Source organism: Paenibacillus sp. VMFN-D1, assembly GCF_003386155.1.
In the GTDB taxonomy this organism is placed as follows: domain Bacteria; phylum Bacillota; class Bacilli; order Paenibacillales; family Paenibacillaceae; genus Paenibacillus_AQ; species Paenibacillus_AQ favisporus.
Genome location: NZ_QRDU01000004.1, coordinates 424365 through 445257, shown reverse-complemented (window position 1 = coordinate 445257; position 20893 = coordinate 424365). Strand labels below are relative to the sequence as shown.

General features: G+C 57.2%; 18 protein-coding genes. 7 read left to right on the top strand and 11 right to left on the bottom strand.

Going from position 1 to position 20893, the window contains the following annotated elements:
* Positions 1–154: 154 nt before the first annotated feature.
* The 5 genes from C7820_RS25850 to C7820_RS25830 all read right to left on the bottom strand — a co-directional run bounded on the left by C7820_RS25850 (position 155) and on the right by C7820_RS25830 (position 6351).
* Positions 155–1351, bottom strand: a complete 1197-nt coding sequence (locus C7820_RS25850; protein WP_076174703.1) for an FtsW/RodA/SpoVE family cell cycle protein — start codon at positions 1349–1351, stop codon at positions 155–157.
* A gap of 83 nt (positions 1352–1434) precedes the next feature.
* Positions 1435–2673 (bottom strand): FtsW/RodA/SpoVE family cell cycle protein, encoded by a 1239-nt coding sequence (locus tag C7820_RS25845; RefSeq protein WP_116233466.1) that lies wholly within the window; start codon positions 2671–2673, stop codon positions 1435–1437.
* A gap of 71 nt (positions 2674–2744) precedes the next feature.
* On the bottom strand, positions 2745–3791 hold the full coding sequence (locus C7820_RS25840; RefSeq protein WP_181909207.1) for a HemK/PrmC family methyltransferase: 1047 nt from the start codon (positions 3789–3791) through the stop codon (positions 2745–2747).
* A 25-nt stretch (positions 3792–3816) separates the two neighbouring features.
* A complete protein-coding gene (prfA, locus tag C7820_RS25835; protein WP_076174707.1) occupies positions 3817–4884 on the bottom strand; it encodes a peptide chain release factor 1 in 1068 nt (355 codons plus the stop codon).
* 168 nt (positions 4885–5052) lie between these two features.
* On the bottom strand, positions 5053–6351 hold the full coding sequence (locus C7820_RS25830; protein ID WP_116233465.1) for an amino acid permease: 1299 nt from the start codon (positions 6349–6351) through the stop codon (positions 5053–5055).
* A 193-nt stretch (positions 6352–6544) separates the two neighbouring features.
* Between C7820_RS25830 and C7820_RS25825 the strand changes: the two genes are divergently transcribed.
* From C7820_RS25825 to C7820_RS25805, 5 genes are all read left to right on the top strand, one after another.
* Positions 6545–7450 (top strand): LysR family transcriptional regulator, encoded by a 906-nt coding sequence (locus C7820_RS25825; protein WP_116233464.1) that lies wholly within the window; start codon positions 6545–6547, stop codon positions 7448–7450.
* 90 nt (positions 7451–7540) lie between these two features.
* Positions 7541–8074, top strand: coding sequence for an RNA polymerase sigma factor (locus C7820_RS25820; protein ID WP_181909200.1), 534 nt, complete (start codon positions 7541–7543; stop codon positions 8072–8074).
* Positions 8071–8493, top strand: coding sequence for a zf-HC2 domain-containing protein (locus tag C7820_RS25815; protein ID WP_116233462.1), 423 nt, complete (start codon positions 8071–8073; stop codon positions 8491–8493). Before C7820_RS25820 ends, C7820_RS25815 begins: the two co-directional genes overlap by 4 nt.
* On the top strand, positions 8490–9011 hold the full coding sequence (locus tag C7820_RS25810) for a hypothetical protein (protein ID WP_076174717.1): 522 nt from the start codon (positions 8490–8492) through the stop codon (positions 9009–9011). The genes C7820_RS25815 and C7820_RS25810 overlap by 4 nt, the downstream gene beginning before the upstream one ends.
* Positions 9008–10111 carry a DUF4097 family beta strand repeat-containing protein gene (locus tag C7820_RS25805; RefSeq protein ID WP_116233461.1) on the top strand — a complete coding sequence of 368 codons (1104 nt, stop codon included), beginning with the start codon at positions 9008–9010 and terminating at the stop codon, positions 10109–10111. Before C7820_RS25810 ends, C7820_RS25805 begins: the two co-directional genes overlap by 4 nt.
* 184 nt (positions 10112–10295) lie before the next feature.
* On the opposite strand, the gene ychF is transcribed toward C7820_RS25805, so the two are convergent.
* The 5 genes from ychF to fni form a co-directional block, all read right to left on the bottom strand.
* Complete coding sequence (ychF, locus tag C7820_RS25800) at positions 10296–11396, bottom strand: redox-regulated ATPase YchF (RefSeq protein WP_116233460.1); 1101 nt, start codon at positions 11394–11396, stop codon at positions 10296–10298.
* 327 nt (positions 11397–11723) lie between these two features.
* Positions 11724–12551, bottom strand: a complete 828-nt coding sequence (locus tag C7820_RS25795) for an energy-coupling factor transporter transmembrane component T family protein (protein WP_116233459.1) — start codon at positions 12549–12551, stop codon at positions 11724–11726.
* Entirely contained in the window at positions 12544–14253 is a 1710-nt protein-coding gene (locus C7820_RS25790) for an ABC transporter ATP-binding protein (RefSeq protein ID WP_220376675.1), read from the bottom strand. Before C7820_RS25790 ends, C7820_RS25795 begins: the two co-directional genes overlap by 8 nt.
* A 41-nt stretch (positions 14254–14294) precedes the next feature.
* Complete coding sequence (locus C7820_RS25785; protein WP_116233457.1) at positions 14295–14855, bottom strand: ECF-type riboflavin transporter substrate-binding protein; 561 nt, start codon at positions 14853–14855, stop codon at positions 14295–14297.
* 291 nt (positions 14856–15146) lie between these two features.
* Complete coding sequence (gene fni / locus C7820_RS25780) at positions 15147–16214, bottom strand: type 2 isopentenyl-diphosphate Delta-isomerase (protein ID WP_258875412.1); 1068 nt, start codon at positions 16212–16214, stop codon at positions 15147–15149.
* A gap of 447 nt (positions 16215–16661) precedes the next feature.
* On the opposite strand from fni, the gene C7820_RS25775 reads away from it, so the two are divergent.
* Complete coding sequence (locus C7820_RS25775; protein WP_116233455.1) at positions 16662–18011, top strand: Nramp family divalent metal transporter; 1350 nt, start codon at positions 16662–16664, stop codon at positions 18009–18011.
* A 193-nt stretch (positions 18012–18204) separates the two neighbouring features.
* The gene (locus tag C7820_RS25770; RefSeq protein ID WP_116233454.1) at positions 18205–19734 is read left to right on the top strand and encodes a phospholipase D family protein; all 1530 of its coding nucleotides are present in this window, start codon (positions 18205–18207) and stop codon (positions 19732–19734) included.
* Positions 19735–19950: 216 nt separating this feature from the next.
* On the opposite strand, the gene C7820_RS25765 is transcribed toward C7820_RS25770, so the two are convergent.
* A complete protein-coding gene (locus C7820_RS25765) occupies positions 19951–20778 on the bottom strand; it encodes an ABC transporter ATP-binding protein (RefSeq protein WP_076174732.1) in 828 nt (275 codons plus the stop codon).
* Positions 20779–20893 lie beyond the last annotated feature (115 nt).

The window sequence follows — 20893 nt, the reverse complement described above, 5'->3', positions numbered from 1 at the left end:
TTGGCACGGGTATTCCCCTTGGAAACAAGGAATGAAAAGAAAAACTAGAATTCATCTTATCTAGTATTTCTATAAGCTTTGAACCCGCAAAAAAGACCGCCTTCCCAAGTCCGAGAACTTGTCGAAAACGGTCGTTTCTTGTAAAACACCAGCTTCACATGCCGGCTTTCGCCTGTCCGCCTTGAGCAGCAGTCCCCTTAGCGGGGGTCAGCATCTCGTCGTCCACTTCCTCCCCATGAACGCGCACGCTCATGACGATACCGATGCTCGCCATATTGATCAGCAGCGAGGTTCCGCCGTAACTGATAAACGGCAGCGTAATCCCGGTCAGCGGCATCAAGCCGATAAAGGCGCCGATATTTTCGAAGATCTGATAGAGCATCATGGCGATAATGCCTACGATCAGAATCGGCCCTGCCCGGTCCCGGCACTCGAGACAGATCAGAATCATCCGGTGGATCAGGATAAAATAGAGCAGCAGCACGACCGATGAACCGACGAAGCCAAATTCCTCGGCGATTTCCACGAAAATGGAGTCCGAATAAGTATACGGCACGCGCCCGGATTGAACCGAGGACCCTTTCATATACCCTTCACCCATCATGCCGCCGGATGCGATCGCCAGCTTGGCGTTTTTCGTATGATAGGACGCCTTGGCCGTCGCCTTATCCGGCACCAGCCATGGGTCGAGACGTTCCGTCCAGTGCTCCCGCCCGATGTCCTTCATAAATTTCTCAATATTGTCGTGAAAATGAATGTAAGAAAAAATGCTTCCGACGGCGACGGCCCCCAACACCACCAGCGCAATCAGCGCATGCCAAAACTTGATGTTACCGATCCATAGCAGTCCGAGCAAAATCAGAACGTAGCTGAGCGCGTTCCCGAGGTCATTCTGAATCATAACGAGCGCAAACGGCACGAACGTCAGCAGTCCGATCGGGACCACGTCATGCCAGAACGAGAGCCTCGATTTATTTTTGCGCATAATGATATATGTCAGAAAAATAATCAGGATGAGCTTGAACAGCTCCGCAGGCTGCAAACTAAAGCTTCCCATCTTGATCCAGCCTTGGGCGCCGTTGACGTCGGTCCCGATGAAGTTAACCGCAACGAGCAGGGCCAACCCGAACAAATACAGATAAAGCGCATATTTGACAAGCAGCTTGTAATCGACGATAACCAGCCCAAAAAATGCGATGAAGGCAAGCACGTAAAACTCGATCATTTTAATATGGGAACCGGCAAACTTCGTCCCCTGTGTGACACTGTAAATGGACATGATGCTGATGCCCATAAAAATCAAAAGAATAAAAACGACGACATAATCCACTTTTTTCAGCTTTTGAAGCATGGCTATCCTCCTGTGCGGAGCCTTCCGCTCCTCGTTGCCCCTGATGCGTACCTGTCTATTGTAATAGAACAGCCATGCCATATTCAATTCCTGTTAAATCCATCCCGGATGAGGCGCAGAATTTTGCCCGTTCCTGTGGCCGGAGCCGGTTCGTTCTGCAGCGGGAGCAGCTCCTCTTCCTCCTGCCCGTGAATCCGGACGCTCATCACTACCCCGATGCTGACCATGTTGATCACCAGTGAGGTGCCGCCATAACTGATAAAAGGCAGCGTAATGCCGGTCAGCGGCATCAGACCGATAAAGGCGCCGATGTTGACAAAAATCTGGTAAATGAACATCGTGATAATGCCTGTAATCAGGTATGGCCCCGCCCTGTCGCGGCAGTCCGCGGCAATCAGAATCATGCGGTGGATCAGAATAAAATAAAGCAGCAGCAGCGCTGACGAGCCGATAAATCCGTACTCCTCGGCAATCTGGACGAAGATCGAGTCGGCAAAAGCCAGCGGAACCCGGCCGTCGGACTGGATCGTCGTCCCCTGCATGTACCCCTTTCCGTCCAGGCCGCCCGACCCGATCGCCAGCTTGGCGTTGTAGGTCTGCCAGCTGTCGTCACGGGAAGCTTTGTCCGGAACGAGCCAGGGGTCAAAACGTGCGATCCAATGCTCGCGGCCAATGGACTTGAACAACTTCGCCGCCTCGTCATGATAATGAATGTAAGCCTGAATTCCGCCGAAGATGGCGGCAAAGGCCACGGCGAACCCGATCAGCGCATGAACATACCGGATGCCGCCGATCCACAGGAGCCCTACCAGAATGAGGAGATAGCAGAGCGCGTTCCCCAAGTCGTTTTGCGCCATCACCAGCATAAGCGGAACCAAGGTGAGGAGCCCCATCGGCACGACATCCCGCCAAAAGTACAGGCCGCGGGACCGGTCTCGATTTTTCCTCAGCAGCAGGCTGGACAGAAAAATGACCAGGAACAGCTTGAACAGCTCGGCCGGCTGCAGGCTGAGTCCCCCGGGAAGGGTGAGCCAGCCGCGGGCACCGTAGTATTCGTTACCGGCAAACAGGACGAATAAGAGCAGCATCAGGCCGAAAATATACACGTACAGTGCATATTTGATCAGCAGCTTATAATTGACGAGCGAAGTCGCCAGAAACCCTGCAAAGCCGATGACGTAATAGACGGCCATCCGCACCGAATAATGATCGGTTTTGGGCCGGCCGGCGGTGACGCTGTATATGGAAGTCAGACTGAATGCCATCAGGCAGAGCAGCACCAGCATGACGGCGAAATCCAATTGTTTCAGTTTGCGCAGCATATCCTTTCCTCCAGGGAAAACATAGGTAGTTCCATTGTAGAGGAAATTGGGTCAAAAAGAAAATTATGGGATCACCGGCGGACGCCGAGAACGTGGCGCTCAATGCCGGCGAGGTCCGGGATGATCATAATCTCATCCCAATGGCCCGCCTGGCGGAGCAGGTCTGCGACCTCGCCCGCCTGGCCAATGCCCAGCTCGAATCCGATGAGCCGGGGCGGCTCCTGCAGCAGCGGCAGCTGCTGCATCATGATGCGGTAAGGCGCGAGCCCGTCCGCTCCGCCGTCCAGCGCCGTGCGCGGCTCATGGTCGCGCACCTCGGGCTGCAGGCCGGGAATATCGGCCGCAGGAATGTACGGCGGATTCGACACCAGGATGTCGACCCGCCGCCCCGCAAACGGCTCCAGCAGGTTGCCTTCCTCGAAGGCAACCTGGGCGCCGCTTACTTCGGCGTTGCGCGCGGCGACCCGCAGCGCGTCCGCCGAGATGTCGCTGGCGTAGACCTGCCAGCGCGGGGCGTGCAGCGCCAGCGTGACCGCGATGGCGCCGCTGCCGGTGCCGATGTCGGCCGCGACCAGCGGCCGCAGGCCGTCCGCGGTGCCGGCACCGCCGCCGGGCGCAGCGGCTGCGCTGCCCTGTGCCGCCGGACGAGCCGCTTCGCGGTCCGGCAGCTCCGCGTCAGCCGGCCCCGGAACGCGGCCGGCTCCTTGCCCTTGCGGCGGCTCCTGCTCCGCCGCAGATGCCGCTCGCCCAGCCGGTGCCGCTCCTTGCGGCCACAGCCGCGCGGCCTGCTGCAGCACGGCCTCCACGAGCAGCTCCGTCTCGGGCCGCGGGATGAGCACGGCGGGCGTCACCTGAAAGGGGATGCCGTAGAACTCCTGCTCCCCGATAATGTATTGGGCCGGTTCGCCCGCCGCCTTGCGGGAGATGACTTCCTCCCAGGCCTGCTGACGCTCGTCCGGGAATGGATCGGGCAGCGCCATGTAATAGGACGCGCCGGACAGGCCCAGCACATGCTCAAGCAGCAGCTGGGCGTTCCGCTGCGGCTCCATCACTTCATGCGCCGCTAAAAAAGAGGAAGCCTCCGCAAAGGCTTCCCGTATACTCTGCTTTGTCGTCATCACAAACGTGCTTTCCTTCAAAGCCTTATTCCCCTTTATCCATCATTTCCGCCTGCTCCGCAATGTTCAGGGCCGAAATGATCTCTTCGATTTCGCCGTTCATCACCGAATCGAGCTTGTGCAGCGTCAATCCGATGCGGTGGTCGGTCACCCGGCTTTGCGGGAAGTTGTACGTGCGGATCCGCTCACTGCGGTCGCCTGTACCCACTTTGCTCTTCCGCTCACCGGCATACTTCGCTTCTTCTTCCTGCCGCATCATATCAAAGATCCGGGCACGAAGCACCTGAAGCGCCTTTTCCTTGTTCGAGTTCTGCGACTTGCCGTCCTGACAGGTGGCCACGATTCCGGTTGGAATATGGGTCACGCGAACGGCGGATTTCGTGGTGTTGACGGATTGTCCGCCCGCACCGCTGGAGCAGAACGTATCGACGCGGATATCCTTGTCATGGATTTCGATGTCGATCTCTTCAACTTCCGGCATGACTGCCACTGTGGAAGTGGAAGTATGGATCCGTCCGCCGGACTCTGTCGTCGGAATGCGCTGCACGCGGTGCGCGCCGCTTTCGTATTTCATTTTGCTGTAGGCGCCGCGTCCGTTGATCATGAAGATGACTTCCTTGAAGCCGCCCAGATCGTTCGTATTGGCGTCCATCAGCTCTACACGCCAGCCTTGGGTATCCGCATAACGCGTGTACATCCGGTACAGGTCGGAAGCGAACAGAGCCGCTTCGTCGCCGCCCGCCGCGCCGCGGATCTCCACGATGACGTTCTTGTCGTCGTTCGGGTCCTTCGGCAGGAGCAGAATGCGGATGCGTTCCTCCAGCTCAGTACGGCGCTGGGTCAGCTCCTCGATTTCCATCTTGACCATTTCACGCATTTCGTCGTCCAGCTTCTCAGCCTGAAGCGCTTTGGCGGATTCGAGTTCTTCCATGACGGATTTATATTCGGTATAAGCCTCATATGCAGGCTGCAAATCGGATTGTTCTTTGGAATATTCCCGCAGTCGCTTACTGTCGTTCGCAACGTCAGGATCGCAAAGCAGTTCACTAAGCTTCTCATAACGGTCCGCCAAGGATTGCAATCGGTCCAACACTGGGATTCACCTCTCCTATTTAAAAAATACACTAGGTATATATATGCTCTGATCGTTATCGCTGCTCTCTATCAAAATAGAGGGTAGACGACTTTTTATTATATCACGGTGCGCGCATATTTACCATAGCCGACATGGGTGAACAGGATAGCCGAAAGCCTGTTTATGTTAAGCTTGCGCTTTGTTTTTCCGACCTATACTTACCAAAAAATATACGCCGCAAATGACCAGCGGATACAAGATCGCCCACCCGACGAACGGAAACACCACCGCCGTGAGGATAAAGGACAGCCAGCTGACTGTCCGTCCCCACCGCTGGCCTTTCAGCAGCCGGATCCCGGCTGCGCAGCCGCCCAGATACGTCAAAATAAACGTGGCATTGGGGAGCGTAATCAGCGTGGTCAGAGACACCGCGCCGGTTCCGTACAGAACGAGCACGAGCACGAAACAGCCCGCCAGGAAGCCCAGTCCCCCGACAGGCGTCTGGAATCGGGACGACATCTTCCCCATCCAGGCCGGCGCCTTTCCTTCCCGGGCGAGCGCGTAAGCCAGCCTCGACGAAGCGCCGGTATACGAGATGACCGTGGCTGTGCAAATAAACATCCCCGTCAAGCCCGCAATGACGGCCCCTGCCGGACCGAGCAGCTTTTCAATAACCAGCAGCAGCGATACATCCGAGCCGCTCCCCCCATAGCTGTGCGTTCCCACCGTGGCCAAGGCCGTCAGAAAATACAGCACGCCGACGATGATGGCCGCAACCGTCACGCCCTGCACCGCCGCCCGTTTCGGGTCCACAAACTCCTCGGACAAATGCGATACCGCTTCCCAGCCGATAAAGCACCAGAACAGAATGGCCGCACTCTGGCCGACGCTGATCCAACCTTCCGGCATAAAAGGCGTGAAATGCCTTGCTTCCATATGGGGAAAAGAACCGGTTATCGCCAGGATGAGCACCAGCACGATCGCCGATACGACGAAGATCTGCACGCTGCCGGCCAGCTTCATGCCAAAGACGTTGATGAACAGAGACACAGCCAGCATCAGAGCGGCGATGACGATTCTGGCGCCGTCCCCCAGACCAAAGGCAGCCGTCATATACCCTGCTCCCGTCAACGCTGCTACCGGTGCGCCTATCGGCACCGACATGAGGAAAAACCAGCCGACCAGCGTCCCGGCTTTGGTGCCGTATGCTCTGGAGACAAACGAGGACACGCCCCCGGCATCGGGGTAACGCGCCGACAGCAGCCCCATGACAAGGGCCATCGGCAGGACGAGCAGCGTCATGAGACCCCAGGACAGGAGCGAGGCCGGACCCGCGATATGCGCGGCGAGCCCCGGCACAATCAGGATGCCGGATCCGAGCACCGAACCGATATATAAAGCGATGGCTTGAGGCAGCCGAATGGAAGAGGTTAAGTATGATGCTGTAGAAGTCTTTTCGAATGAGGTTTTTTCTAATGAAGCCATAGATTTGATCATCCTATCTGCTGTTAATGGTGTAACCGGCAGGGATTACCGGTCATTCTAGGGTTGTGCAGTGCTCACAGCTTAACAGATAATAGATGAATAGGTAAAACAGATTATTTTGATCGTTTCCATCGGGAGAACCGATGGTTGATGATTGCTACGAATTCATATTTCGCATCATGGAGGATCATTGATGGACTTAAAACACTTACACACCTTCCGAACCGTTGCGGATACGCATGGCTTTACCAAAGCCGCCGAAATCCTGTCCTACGCCCAATCGAGCGTCACAGCGCAAATTCAGGCGCTGGAGGAGGAAGTCGGCTCGAAGCTGTTTGACCGTCTGGGGAAAAAGGTACGGCTTACATCCGCAGGCGAGCGCCTGCTTCCCTATGCCATCCAGCTGCTGGAGCTGCACGACCGGGCGCTGGCCGAAATGTCCGCTGGCGGAAGCCTGCCCTCCGGGACGCTGAACATCGGCGCACCCGAGTCTCTTGCGGCGTTCCGGCTCCCGGACATTATTAAGGAATACACGGAGCTGTATCCGGACGTGAAGATCATTCTTCGGCCCGCCGGCTGCAAGGAGCTCAAGAAATTGGCCCTGTCCGGCGATATGGACCTGGTGTTCGTGCTGGAACCGGAAGCCGATGACCCGCACTTGCAGTCGGAGACGCTCATCCATGAACCGATGGCGCTCATTGCGCCGCCGGCCCATCCCCTGACCCTGCTGCCGCAGGTCGATACTCTGGACTTGAAAGACGTTTCTTTTATCCATACCGAATCGGACTGCAGCTACCGCCTGCTGCTCGAACAGCATTTAAACAGCCACGCGATTTACAGCAGCAGCGACCTGGAATTCTGGAGCATCGAGACGATCAAGCACTGCGTCATGTCCGGTCTTGGCATCTCCCTGCTCCCGGCCATTGCGGTCAAGGACGAGCTGTCCTCCGGCCGGCTCATCCGGCTCCCTTGGGACGACAGCCCCTGCCAAGTGGCCACGCAAATGCTGTACCATCCCGGAAAGTGGCTGTCCCCGGCCCTTGGGGAGTTCATCCGCCTGACCCGAGAACATGCCGCCAGATGGCGCCAATGCAGTTGAAAAAATATTTTTAAAAACTTTGCAGGGATGCCTCGACATGCGGCGTCTAACTTAACGTATCGGGAGGAGGGGAGAAGACTGGAAGAAGAGTTGCAGTGGATCCGGGCGGTCAAAGCCGGCCATCCGGAAGCCTATAAATTTCTGGTGCAGCGGTACCAGAGCATGGTATACCACGTATGCCTGAAAATGACCGCCGACAGCGTCTCGGCGAAAGATTTGTCGCAGGACATTTTCCTTAAGGCATATTCGGCCCTGCCTGCTTTTCGGGAAGAATCCTCCTTCTCCACCTGGCTGTATCAAATCGCCGTCCGGAAGTGCCTGGACTGGAAAAGGGCCCACCAAAGGGAACAGGCGCGAAGGACGATGGGAGAGGTTAACGAAAACGATTGGGTAACCGCCGAGACACCCGAGAAGATCGTCCTCTCCGAAGAGACGAACAGCCGGATCCGTCAAATCGTCGATGAGCTGCAAGAGCCGTATAAGTCGGCCGTGCAGATGTATTATTTTGAACAATGCTCCTATCAGGAGATTGCCAAGAGGCGGGGCATTACCGCCAAAACCGTTGAGTCCCAGTTATACCGTGCCAGACAAATGATGCGTCAGAAAGGAGAGGAGCTCAGGTGAAATGCGAACTCATTCAATACCAGATGGCCGCTTACGCCGCCCATGAACTGCCGCCCGAAACCTCCCTCTTGATCGAAAAGCATTTGAACCAGTGTCCGGAATGCCAGGCTTGGTATCAGGAAATTACGGAGATGTCCCAAATTTGGGGGAATCCAGATCCGGTCATGGATATGCCGGATATCGTTGCCGGCGTGATGGAGGAAGTCCGTCAAATGCCGCCGCTGGCGGTAAGATCGCTGCCAAGAAGCCGGCCCCGCGAGTCGCAGAAATCCAAGCTGGCCCATTTCGGGCTTGCGGCCTGCCTGACCTTTTGCTTATTCCAATTCGGAATTTTCGAGCATCTGGGGAACGGGCTGACGGAGGCCACGCAGCATTTATCCACTCGAATGGAGCACATATTTAAGGAGGGTAACCCATGATTAGAAAAAGTAGATGGCTCACGTTTATGTTGTCCATGATTCCCGGCCTCGGCCATTTATATTTAGGATTCGCCAAACAGGGACTGCAGTACATGATCGGCGCCTGCGTCTGCATCATCCTCATCCCGTCGATTCCGATGCTGTTTCCGTTCGCTCTGGCGATTCTGTGGTTCTACCAGCTGTTTGACGCCCTGCAGAAGGCGAGCTGGATGAAAGCCGCGGCCATGGAGCATGAGCGGATGATGATGGGCCAGGATACCTTCGGCTATCCTTGGACCGAGCGTGACTGGATTCAAATGAACGGATATCAGAAGGAATCGGCGGTCCATCCGTTTTGGATCGGGGCGACCTGCATCGGCATGGGCATTCTCGTGCTCCTCGTCGGCGTCTTCCCCGGCTTGTGGGAATGGCTGCTGAACCGCAATATTACCAGCGTGCTGCTGGCCGTCGGCCTGATCGTTTACGGCATGTGGCTGCTTGGCAAAAGACCAAACCATAAGGGAAGTGAGCATCTGTGACCGCACCGCTTGAGACGCGCCCGCCGGTCCGAAAGATCGGCAAATGGACCACCGCCATCGGATTGATCGGCCTTGGGGTCATCATCATTCTTCAAATGAATCAATTCATCAGCTTTGAAGTTCTGAAATATGTATGGCCCACCCTGCTCATCCTGCTCGGCATTGAAGTTGTCATTTCCAATGTCGTGCATGCCAACCAGCGGGTTCGTCTGGGCGGCGGAAGCGTCACGATCCTGATTCTGCTTCTGATTGTCAGTGGAGCCCAGGCGATTTACCCCGACTGGACGTTCCTCTTTAACAAGGGTTACCTCAGCGCCGTGCAGGGATCGGTTCCGGCGCAGGGAGAGATCAAGCGGGTGGAAGTTTTCCTCGACAGCGGCAAGGTCAACGTAACGGAAGCTCAAGGTTCGAATATTGCCTATGAGGGAAAAGTCCGCGTGCGCACCGAATCCTCCCAGGCTAATGCCGACAAATGGACGAACCAGCACTGGAAGTCGGAAACGTCGGGAGACACGCTGACCCTGACACTGGATAAACACCAGCCGGATATCGTCCTGATCGGCGGCTGGTCGATGCCAGAAGATTACTTTAACCTCCAGGTTCCGGAGTCCGTCGAAGTGGAAGTGCATACGAAAAATTCCACCATCGACGCTTCCGGGCTTCATGCCGGACTAACGGCCGTAACGTCGAACGGCACCCTGAACGTAAAGGATATCCAGGGCAAGGTGTCGGCCAAGACCAGCAACGGCCGGATCGTAGCAACGAACATCAACGGCCCTTCCGAGCTGGTGACCAGCAACGGTGCGGTGACGGCCAACCAGCTTGGCGGCCCGGTCTACATCCGGACCAGCAACGGCGCCGTTCGGGGCGAGAGCGGCATCGCCGGCAATTGGGACGTAAAAACCTCAAACGGCAGCATTAACCTGACCGTTCCCGAGGACATCAGCGCCAAGCTGACCGCCAAGACGTCCAACTCCTCCATCAAGGGCAACATCGGCTGGGTGGATGAGAGCGACTCCCGCGCCACGGCCACCTTGGGGGACGGACAGTATACCGTGGGGCTGGCTACGTCCAACGGCAGCATTACCGTGAATCATTAAGGGACTGTGAGCGTCGCAAGCTCAAGCGATAATCGGCCTTTCGCGCTGGGTAGGACGGGGATAACTGACCACTCAGCCCTACCAAAAAACCGCCATTCCAAGGGTTACCCGGGGAATGGCGGTTTTACGTTGACTATGAGCTTACTCGAAATCCAAATGTTCGTATCCATTACACGTTTCACGTTTACACGTTGAAACGGAAATGCATCACGTCGCCGTCCGCAACGACATAATCTTTGCCCTCCAGGCGAAGCTGGCCGCGTTCCTTCGCGGCGTTCATGGAACCGGCTGCGATCAGATCGTCGTAGGAGACCACTTCGGCACGAATAAAGCCGCGCTCAAAATCGGTGTGGATGACGCCGGCTGCCTGCGGCGCCTTCGTTCCTTTGCGGATCGTCCACGCGCGCACTTCCTGCACGCCTGCCGTAAAGTACGTGTACAGCCCGAGCAGGCGGTAAGCCGCCTTGATCAGACGGTTCAGGCCGGACTCTTCGAGACCGAGCTCCTCCAGGAACATTTCCTTGTCTTCCCCTTCCAGCTCGGCGATTTCCGCCTCGACCTTGGCGCTGATCGGAACGACTTCGGCGTTCTCGCCTGCCGCAAAGTCCTTGACCTGCTGCACGTACGGATTGCTGTCCGCATCAGCCACGCCGTCCTCGCTGACATTGGCCGCGTACAGAACCGGTTTCAGGGTCAGCAGGTGCAGATCGCGCACGATCACTTTCTCTTCGTCCGACAGCTCGACACTGCGGGCTGGCTGGTCATTGTACAGCGCTTCTTTCAGGCGCTCCAGCACTTCAACTTCCTGGGCGTACTGCTTGTTGCCGCCCTTCATGTTTTTGCGCGAACGGTCAATGCGCTTCTCCACGCTCTCCAGGTCGGCCAGGATCAGCTCCAGATTAATGGTCTGAATGTCGCTGACGGGGTTGACCTTGCCGTCCACGTGCGTGATGTTCTCGTCCTCGAAGCAGCGCACCACGTGCACGATCGCATCCACCTCGCGGATATGGGCGAGGAACTTGTTGCCCAGACCTTCCCCTTTGCTCGCGCCGCGAACCAGGCCGGCGATATCGACGAACTCAAAAGCGGTCGGGACGGTTTTGTTCGGCTGAACCAGCTCGGTCAGCTTATCCAGACGCTCGTCCGGAACTTCGACAACCCCGACGTTTGGATCAATCGTACAGAACGGATAGTTGGCGGATTCGGCGCCCGCCTGGGTAATTGCGTTAAACAACGTGGATTTGCCGACGTTCGGCAGTCCAACGATCCCTGCTTTCAAAGCCATTTATATGACAACTCCTATTTAGGTAATAGTTAAACAGACGTCTCTCAATCCTACCCATTATATATTAGAACCCCCGGAGCGGCAAGGATTGGACTTTACGATCGGATGCCCGGCTTAAGCCCTCATTTCGCCATGCTGCTGGGACGAAACGAACCGGGGAGAGTAAAGTGCGTAAGGATAAAGATGCAGCGATCGTGTGAAAACGAAAAGGCGGCAAAATGAATGAAAGCTGCGAAAACCAATGCCGCAGACGCAGGCAATCAAGCTTTCAACGAAAAAGACCCGGATTCTCCGGGCCCCATTGCCAGATCATTTGCCAGACGATCCCTAAAAAGGATACCAAAATCCTTTTAGCACCCGCACCTTCAGCCAAATGCCCACAGCCAGCAGCAGCACGCCAAGCACGGCTAACGTCCAGTCCAGCCCTTCCATCTCCTTGCCGCTGTACCAGGTGCGCTTCTTCTGCGTGCCAAAGCCCCGCAGCTCCATGGCGTTGGTCACCGAATCGATCCGGTGCAGCGCGGACTGCAGCACAGGAACGACGACCGCCGCCAGGTTGCGCAGGCGCTGCGCAATGCTGCCGTCCTCTTTCGTAATCCCCATGCCGCGCGCCTGCATCGAGTTCAGCGTGCTCCGGAATTCTTCCGTCAGGTCCGGAATATAGCGGAGGGCAATACTGACGGCGTAGGCGATTTTATAAGGGACTCCGATCCGGTTCAAACTGCCGGCAAATGCGCTAGGCTGCGTGGTAAAAATGCACAGGATCGTAATCGGCAGCAGCGTCAAATATTTGGCCGACAGCGTCAGCACATAAAACAGCGTCTCCGCATTGATCGTGTTATAGCCGAGCGGAATCAGCGGCGTATCCGTCCCCGTCAGCCGTGTGCCGAAGGTCGGCGTGATGAGCAGAATAAAGATGCCGTTCAGTACCGTGAAAATAATCATCAGCCAAAACAAAAACGCCATCTTTTTAAAAGGAATCCCTGCCGTTACCAGCAGCGCAATCCCGACAACCAGCATCAGCACAAACACCCGCAGGTCCAGAAACATGTACGTCATGACCGTCCAGGCCATAAACAGCACCAGCTTGACCGCTCCGTCCAGCCGGTGAAACAGCGAGTTCCCCGTGACATAGAGGCTGCCCGTTCTATTCATGGCCCTTCTTCTCCTTCTTCTCTGCGTTGATAAAAGCCTGTACAAACCGCTCCGGCGAAGCCAGGCCGTTGGCTTTGGCAAAAAGGGACAGCGACGTCTCCTTCAAATGGGCCGGCTCCGTCACCTCCGGACGGCTGAGCACCGAGGCGACCGTGTCGGCGGCGACCACCTCGCCCCCGCTGAGCACCACGGCGCGCTGCGCATACTCCAAGGCCAGATACATGTCGTGCGTAATGAGCAGGAAGGCGATGCCTTGTCCGGCCAATTGCTCGATAAAATCCATAAACTCCTGGTAATGCCGATAATCCTGCCCGGCCGTGGGCTCATCCAAAATCATCAGCTTCGGTGCCATTACGAGAATCGCGGCGATGCTGAGCCGCTTCTTCTGGCCGTAGCTGAGCGCGGAAACGGGCCAGTTGCGGAAAGGATACAGCCCGCAGGTCTGCAGAACGCCCGCGACCCGCTCCTTGATTTCAGCGGCAGGTACGCCGCGGACCTTCAGGCCGAGGCCAACCTCGTCCGCGATCATATGCTGCGTGATCATCCGGTTCGGGTTCTGCATCACATAGCCGATCGCTTCACCCCGGCGGCGGATCGACCATGCGGCCATATCCTGGCCGGTATAAGACATCGAGCCGGACTGCGGCTTCAGAATGCCCGTAATCAGCTGGGACAGTGTCGATTTGCCCGCCCCGTTGTTCCCCAGGAGCGCAACGATTTCTCCGGCGCCGACTTGAAGCGACACATCCTTAAGAACCGGCTGCCCGGGCTCATACCCGAATGTCAGCCCGCGTACGTCCAGCAGCGGTTCTGCAGGCTGTGACGGCGCTTGTGCGGCTGCTTGTTCGCTCCATCCATCCAACCGTTCACCAAGGCCGGGAATGCCCAGCGGCTGCGGCCGGCTGAGGCCTTGAACACCGTCCAGGGATACGCCGGCATACCGCAGCGCATCAACATACAGCGGCGGCCGCAAGCCGCAGCCGCGCAGCAGGCCGGACGCCAGAATCTCGTCCGGCGTACCGACCGCCTCGATGCCTCCGTCCTTCATCAGCACGATCCGGTCGATCGGCTGCTGCAGCACATCTTCCACCCGGTGCTCGATGATGATGACCGTTTTGCCGCCCTGCCGGTGGATGTCGTCGATGAGCTGCATTGCTTTGCGCCCGCCCGCCGGATCGAGGTTGGCCAGCGGCTCGTCGAACAGCAGCACCTCCGCATCCGTCGACAGCACACCGGCCAGGGACACGCTCTGCTTCTGTCCGCCCGACAGCTCGTAAGGGCTGTGGTCGATATATTCCAGCATGCCGACCCGTTCCAGGGAAGCGGCCGTTTCCCGCTTCATTTGCTCGCGGGGCATCGCTTTATTTTCCATGACAAACGCCACGTCCTCGGCCACGCTTAAGCCCACGAACTGGGAGTCCTGGTCCTGCAAAATCGTCCCCACCGTGCGGCTCAGCTCGAAAATGCTCAATTCGGCAGGATTCCGTCCGGCAATGCTCAGACTGCCGCGGATGTCTCCGCCGTAGGTAAAAGGAATAAGCCCATTGATACAATGGGCCAAGGTCGATTTACCGGAGCCGCTGGGACCGGCGATCCAGATCTTTTCTCCGGGATAAATGTCCAGCGTAATATCCTTCAGCGTGGGCTCCGACTGATTTTTATATTTAAAGCTGTATTGTTGAAACGAGATGATCGGCTGCATCATGACGTAAATCTCCTATCCTGTGGCGCTCTGCCAAGCACCTACTCGTTGACGCTTAAATTGCTGACTTTGGCGTTTCTGCGGGCAAATCCGATCACAGCCGGAACCCCAAGCACCAAAAAGACGACGATATTCGAAATCGAAGCGGCCGTGACCTGCACCAGCAGCTTATCCGACGGCTCGCCCATAAACGTGATGTCAAACCATCCCGAGAAGAGCAGCGACAGAATGATGCCGACGACGCCGTATACGATGAACAGGCCGATATGCTTTCCTTTGTATGTACCGTTCTGCGGGTCAAACCCCTTCGATAAGTAAATGAGTCCCATAAATGCAGCCGTAATGCCGGAACCGAGCGCCCAGCCCCACCATACCGTACCGCTGGTGAGCAGGTCGTTCAGCACGTGGCCGATCAGCCCTGCGATAAACCCGACCACCGGGCCGAACAGGGCGCCGAAAATCACTAGCAGCGCAATCGCCGGACGCAGTGAGGTATCGGGTCCCACGGGAATTCCAATAAAGCTGGTGGCTCCATAGAGGGCCGCACCGATGCCTATCGTCACCACGGTTCTTGTGTTTAACTGAAAAATGGATTTCTTCAAAGCAGAGTCACCTTCCCCTTTACATCAATTCAACAACCTTCATGTCCTAAAGGCGAACATTTCGCGTTATTTGTACTCTTAATATAAGGGCAGGCAGAAACGAAGGCAAAACTTTTTTTGGTAAATATTATATCAATTTTTTGGATCGATCGCCGCACGGAACGCGGAAACACCCATAAGGGCAGCAAAAAGGCCCAATTTCCGATGAGGAAAATGGTCCTTTGGTTGATTGTTTGCTTTTTGGCATCATCCAGCTGCCTGCGGCCTGGGGGCTGCGGTCCGCCGCCCGGGTCAGGTCCGGGTCCGCACCAGCCGGCGCGTACCCTTCAGCGCGGCGACGTCCGCCGCGCCGATGCCAAACATCGCGGTGCGCAGCTCGAACTCGACCTGCGCCAGCGCCTCGTCCAGCGCCTGCTCGGACGAGACGGCCGGGCCGAGCAGGCTGCGGCCAAAGCCCGCGAGATCGGCACCGAGCGCCAGCGCCTTGGCGGCGTCCACGCCGCCCTGCAGCCCGCCGCTGCCGATCAGCCCTCCCTGCGGGGATACCGCCCGCACCTCGGCAATGCATTCCGCGGTCGGGATGCCCCAGCCCGCGAACGCCTCCGCCGCCCGGCGCCTAACCGCGTCCCGGCTGCGGAACTTCTCGACCTGGCTCCACGAAGTCCCGCCTGCGCCGGCCACATCGACGAAAGCTGCGCCGGCGTCGTACAGCCGCGCCGCCGTATCCCCATCGATGCCCCAGCCGACCTCCTTGATGCCGACCGGCACGTCCAGCCGGCGGCACACCTCTCCGATCCGGGTGAGCAGGCCGCTGAAATTCGTGTTCCCCTCCGGCTGGAACACCTCCTGCAGGCCGTTCAGGTGCAGCACAAGCATGTCCGCTCCAGCGATATCGACTGCTCGTTGGCACTGCTCCACGCCGAATCCGTAGTTCAGCTGGACCGCGCCCAGGTTCGCGATCACCGGGATCGTCGGCGCATGCGTGCGCACATGGAAGGTCGGCGCAAGCTCCTCCTTCTCCACCGCCGCGCGGACCGAGCCGACCCCGAGCGCCCAGCCGCGCCGCTCGGCGACGGCAGCCAGGCGGGCGTTGATCGCCCCGGTCGTTTCGCTTCCGCCCGTCATGGAGCTGATCAGGAGCGGCGTCCGAAACGTCCGCCCGAGGAAGGAGGCTTCGAGGGAAATCTCCTCGAAATCGATCTCGGGCAGCGCACAGTGGCGAAAGCGGTACTGCTCCAGGCCGGAGGTAACGCCACTGCCGACATCTTCGTTCAAGCACAGGCGCACGTGCTCGATTTTTCTTTCCCCTGTAGGTATTTCGGGCAGCAAAGACCCGTTATCCGCTTCGTTTCCGTTCATCTGATGCGCCCCTTTCATGGATATGCTGCAAACCTTGATTAACTTCGTGACCCGCTCGTCACCGCACGATTCTCTAAAGAAAGTATTATACCACAGAACCTCTGGTAAATTCGCCAACTTGCCTCAAACCGAGCCGACCTTCCATCCTGTACATCACGGATGATGCATCCGGCTGACCAAAGTTCACAAGGCCGCGGCCTTCCCCTCCCGCGACCCGGTTCACACATCGCGGTGTAATGCTGGCTGCTCACACAGGCACACGTCACAGCAGCGAGCCATAAATGCTTTGCAGGTTGTTTCGGCCGAAGCGTTGGCTTAGGAGCCCACAAAGTTTCCTTGGGGAAAATTTTTGAAGTACATGCAACCGCCCAGGTGCTTTCCAATAGGATGTGATAGCCGTTTAGACTCGATTTGAATCGAAAGATTGTTGTGAAAGGAGTGCTGCCCATGAACGCAAGTGAGGAGAGCCGACTGGCGGCCGCCGGAAGCGGCTGGCGCAAAGGAGGCGGTCCGCCCAGCCTGCCTGAGGTCCATAAATCGATGAAGGTTCCCTTGAAGGGCAGCTTCTTCCGCAAGATGCTCGCCTTTGCGGGTCCCGGATACCTCGTCGCCGTCGGATACATGGATCCCGGCAACTGGGCCTCCGATTTGGCCGGCGGAGCCATGTTCAACTACTCGCTGCTGTCGGTCATCATGATTTCGAACCTGATGGCGATTCTGCTCCAGTCCCTGTCCGCCCGCCTTGGCATTGCTACGGGAAGGGACTTGGCCCAGGCCTGCCGCGATCATTACAGCAAGCCCGTCAGCATCGGGCTCTGGATATTATGCGAGCTGGCGATTGCGGCCTGCGATCTGGCGGAAATTATCGGCTCAGCCATCGCGCTGCAGCTGCTGTTCGGCCTGCCGCTGCTGGCAGGCGTCCTCATCACGTCCGTGGACGTCCTTCTGGTGCTGCTGCTGCAAAATAAAGGATTTCGGCATATCGAAATTTTGGTCATTTCGTTTATCGCTGTTATCATCATGTGCTTCGGGGTCGAATTGTTCCTGTCCAAGCCGGAGATGGGCGCGGTCATGGCCGGATTCGTTCCGACGACAGACATCGTGCAGAACCCGGAAATGCTGTACATCGCCCTGGCTATGCTCGGCGCGACCGTCATGCCCCACAACCTGTACCTGCACTCTTCGATCGTGCAGACCCGGCGGTACGATGAGTCCATTGCCGGCAAGAAATCGGCCATCCGTTTCGCTACCGCGGATTCCACCGTGGCGCTCACCATCGCCCTGTTCGTCAACGCGGCCATTCTGATCCTTGCGGCGTCTGCCTTTTATTCAACGGGGCATACTGAAGTAGCAGAGATTCAAGACGCCTACCAGCTGCTTACTCCGCTGCTCGGCACCGGTGCGGCCAGCGTCCTGTTCGCCGTCGCGCTGCTCGCTTCCGGCCAAAACTCGACGCTGACGGGAACGCTCGCCGGCCAGATCGTTATGGAAGGCTTTATGAACATCCGCCTGAAGCCATGGATCCGGCGGCTAATCACGCGCCTGATCGCTATCGTTCCCGCCGTGATCGTGATCGGAATTTACGGGGAAGGCTCCACCGGCCAGCTGCTGATTTTCAGCCAGGTCATCCTTTCGCTGCAGCTGTCCTTTGCCGTGTTCCCGCTGGTCAAATTCACTTCCGATCCCGTTAAGATGGGACCTTTTATCGCCCCGCGCTGGGTACGGATACTGGCCTGGATCGTAGCAGCCGTCATCGCAGCGCTGAACATCTATTTGCTGTATGGCACGTTTTTCTAGGCTACCGAGGGTCACCATGCCCTTTTCCCATATGATGACAACGTTCCGCTGCTTCAAACAGGCCCTTTCGACGTTAATAGTTGGTTAGACCGCTGTACCAAGCAAGGCAGGGTTCCAAACCGTGGGGCACTCCCTCAGAGAACCCTGCCGTTTAACCCCGATGCAGTGGACAAGCAAAGGAGGCGATGACTCGATGACCCACCATATCCCATCCCAGCACGCACCTGAACCGTACCATTCGCGTTCGGCCAGCTGGCAGCCGCAGGGGAAAAGCCGTAAACGCAGGGTTCGGCGCTGGATTCTGGCTGCAGCCTGCTTGCTCATCCTTTGGCTCGCCGGGGTCATCGTTTATCAGACACACAAGCCGCTTCCTCCCGGCATATCTTACGAGAGCCCACTCTACCATGTCGATCAAGTCCGCTTCTATCGCGACTTGACTTACCCTGATAACCAAGGGCAGGTCATCCATGAGCCCCAGATTACGAATCGGATCATGCAGATTGTCGATGAATCCAAGGAGTTTCTTGTCATTGATCTGTTCCTGTTTAACGATTACAAGCATAAAGGGCAGAAGTTTCCGACCGTCAGCAAGGACTTGGCGGACAAGCTCATCGCGCATAAAAAGCAGTATCCCAAGATGCAAATCGTCTTTATTACGGACCAGATCAATACGAATTACGGCTCCGCCCCGAACTCCCTGCTCGAAGCGATGAAGGCGGCGGGCATCCAGGTCGTCGTGACCGATGTGGATCCGCTGCGGGATTCGAACCCGATCTACTCCGCCGTGTGGCGGACGTTTATCCAGTGGTTCGGCCAGTCGGGCAAAGGATGGATTCCGAACCTGATGGCCAACGAGGGGCCCAAGGTCACCGCAAGGTCGTATTTAAAAATGCTGAACGTCAAGGCCAACCACCGCAAGGTTGTGGTCAGCGAGAAGGTCGCCCTGGTCTCTTCCGGCAACGTGCATGATGCCAGCGCTTACCACTCCAATATTGCCTTTGAGGTGCAGGGCCCGATTATCGGCGATATCCTGAAAGGCGAGCAGGCCGCGGCCCGGCTGTCCGGAGACTACCGGCTCCCGGTTTATACCCCAGCCTCCGAGGACCCTAAGAAATCATCCCAAGGGAAAATAGCCGTCCGCTATCTGACCGAAGGCAAAATCGACAAATATACGCTGCTGGAGATCAACCGGGCGCCGCAAGGGTCCACCCTGTGGATGGGCATGTTCTATCTGGCCGATGAAAAGGTGATGAGCGCCTTGTTGGAGGCCGCCGACCGCGGCGTCAACATCCGGCTGCTGCTTGACCCCAATCAGAACGCTTTTGGCCAGGACAAAATCGGCATTCCGAACCGTCCGGTCGCGAAAGAGCTCACCAAGCGTTCCGATGGCCGTATCGCCATCCGCTGGTACAACACGACCGAGGAGCAGTATCATACGAAGCTGATGTACATCTCCAACCCTTCAGGCAGCTCCGTGATCATGGGCGGCTCGACCAATCTCACGCCGCGAAACCTGGACAATTACAATCTGGAGAACGACCTCTGGATATCCGTTCCGCGCGGCGATGCGCTGGACCGGCAGATGGCCGGCTATTTTGACCAGCTCTGGAACAACCGGGACGGACACTACAGTCTGGACCTGAGCGCGTATCAGGAAAAGTCCACCTGGTTCAAGGACTTTCTGTTCCGCGTGCAGAAGCTGCTTGGATTCACGACCTTCTGATGCGTTACCAAGCACCGGTGCTTTCACAGGCGTCCTCCCATTCTGACCAGGGCCTTATCAGCATAGTCATCTCATCCGGATAGGCCCACCGATAATCTGGCCGTTATGATCACACAACGCAAAAAAGGCGCCTTCTGTTATGCAGAAGCGCCTTCTGTTATATGTTCCATCTTGTTATTACAATTCAAGTGAATTCCTGCTCACTGAACGGATTCCCTAAGCTTCGCAGACCGCCGACAGCTTGCACCGGTCTCCGCACAAGCGGCCTTTGCCGTGCGGCACGCACATCGGCGTTCCGAAGATCGGATCCTCCGCAATCATGCAGTCCATGCAGAACACTTCCTTGACCATCTGCGGCGTCAGCACGTCTTCCGGTGCACCGGCACAATAAACGCCCTGGTTCTTCACGGCAATCATATGATCGGCGTAACGGCAGGCCAGGTTCAGGTCATGAAGCACCATCACGATCGTCCGTCCCTGCTCGCGGTTCAGCTCATACAGCAGATCCAGCACCTCGATCTGATGGCTCAAATCCAGGTACGTCGTCGGCTCGTCGAGCAGAATCAGGTCGGTGTTTTGCGCCAGCGTCATGGCAATCCAGGCCCGCTGCCGCTGTCCGCCGGACAAGGAGTCGACCGCGCGGTCGGCCAAATCGGTGAGACGCGTCATTTCCAGCGCTTCGTTCACCAGACGCTCATCCTCCGCACTCCACTGCTTCAGCCACGATTGGTGCGGATAACGCCCCTGCTTCACCAGCTGAAGCACGGTCAGCCCCTCCGGAGCCGTCGGTCCCTGCGGCAAAATTGCCATATTCCGGGCAACTTCCTTGGTCGACGTCCGGTGGATTTCCTTGCCGTCGAGCAGTACCGATCCGCTCTTCGGACGCAAAAGACGCGCCATGGAACGAAGCAGCGTGGATTTGCCGCAGCCGTTGCTGCCGATCAGAACCGTAACTTTGCCTTCGGGAATGTCCAAATGCAGGTCTTTAATAATATCGGTATCGCCGTACCCCAGCGTCAGTGCTTCCGTTTGCAAAAGCGTCATCTTTCCCGTAACCCCCAATTCTGCCTATCATATGATTTAAACCAGTCTAATAACGTCCGTCCACAATAATGAGAATCATTATCACAAATATAAAGGGCGGCCGCGTGAATGTCAA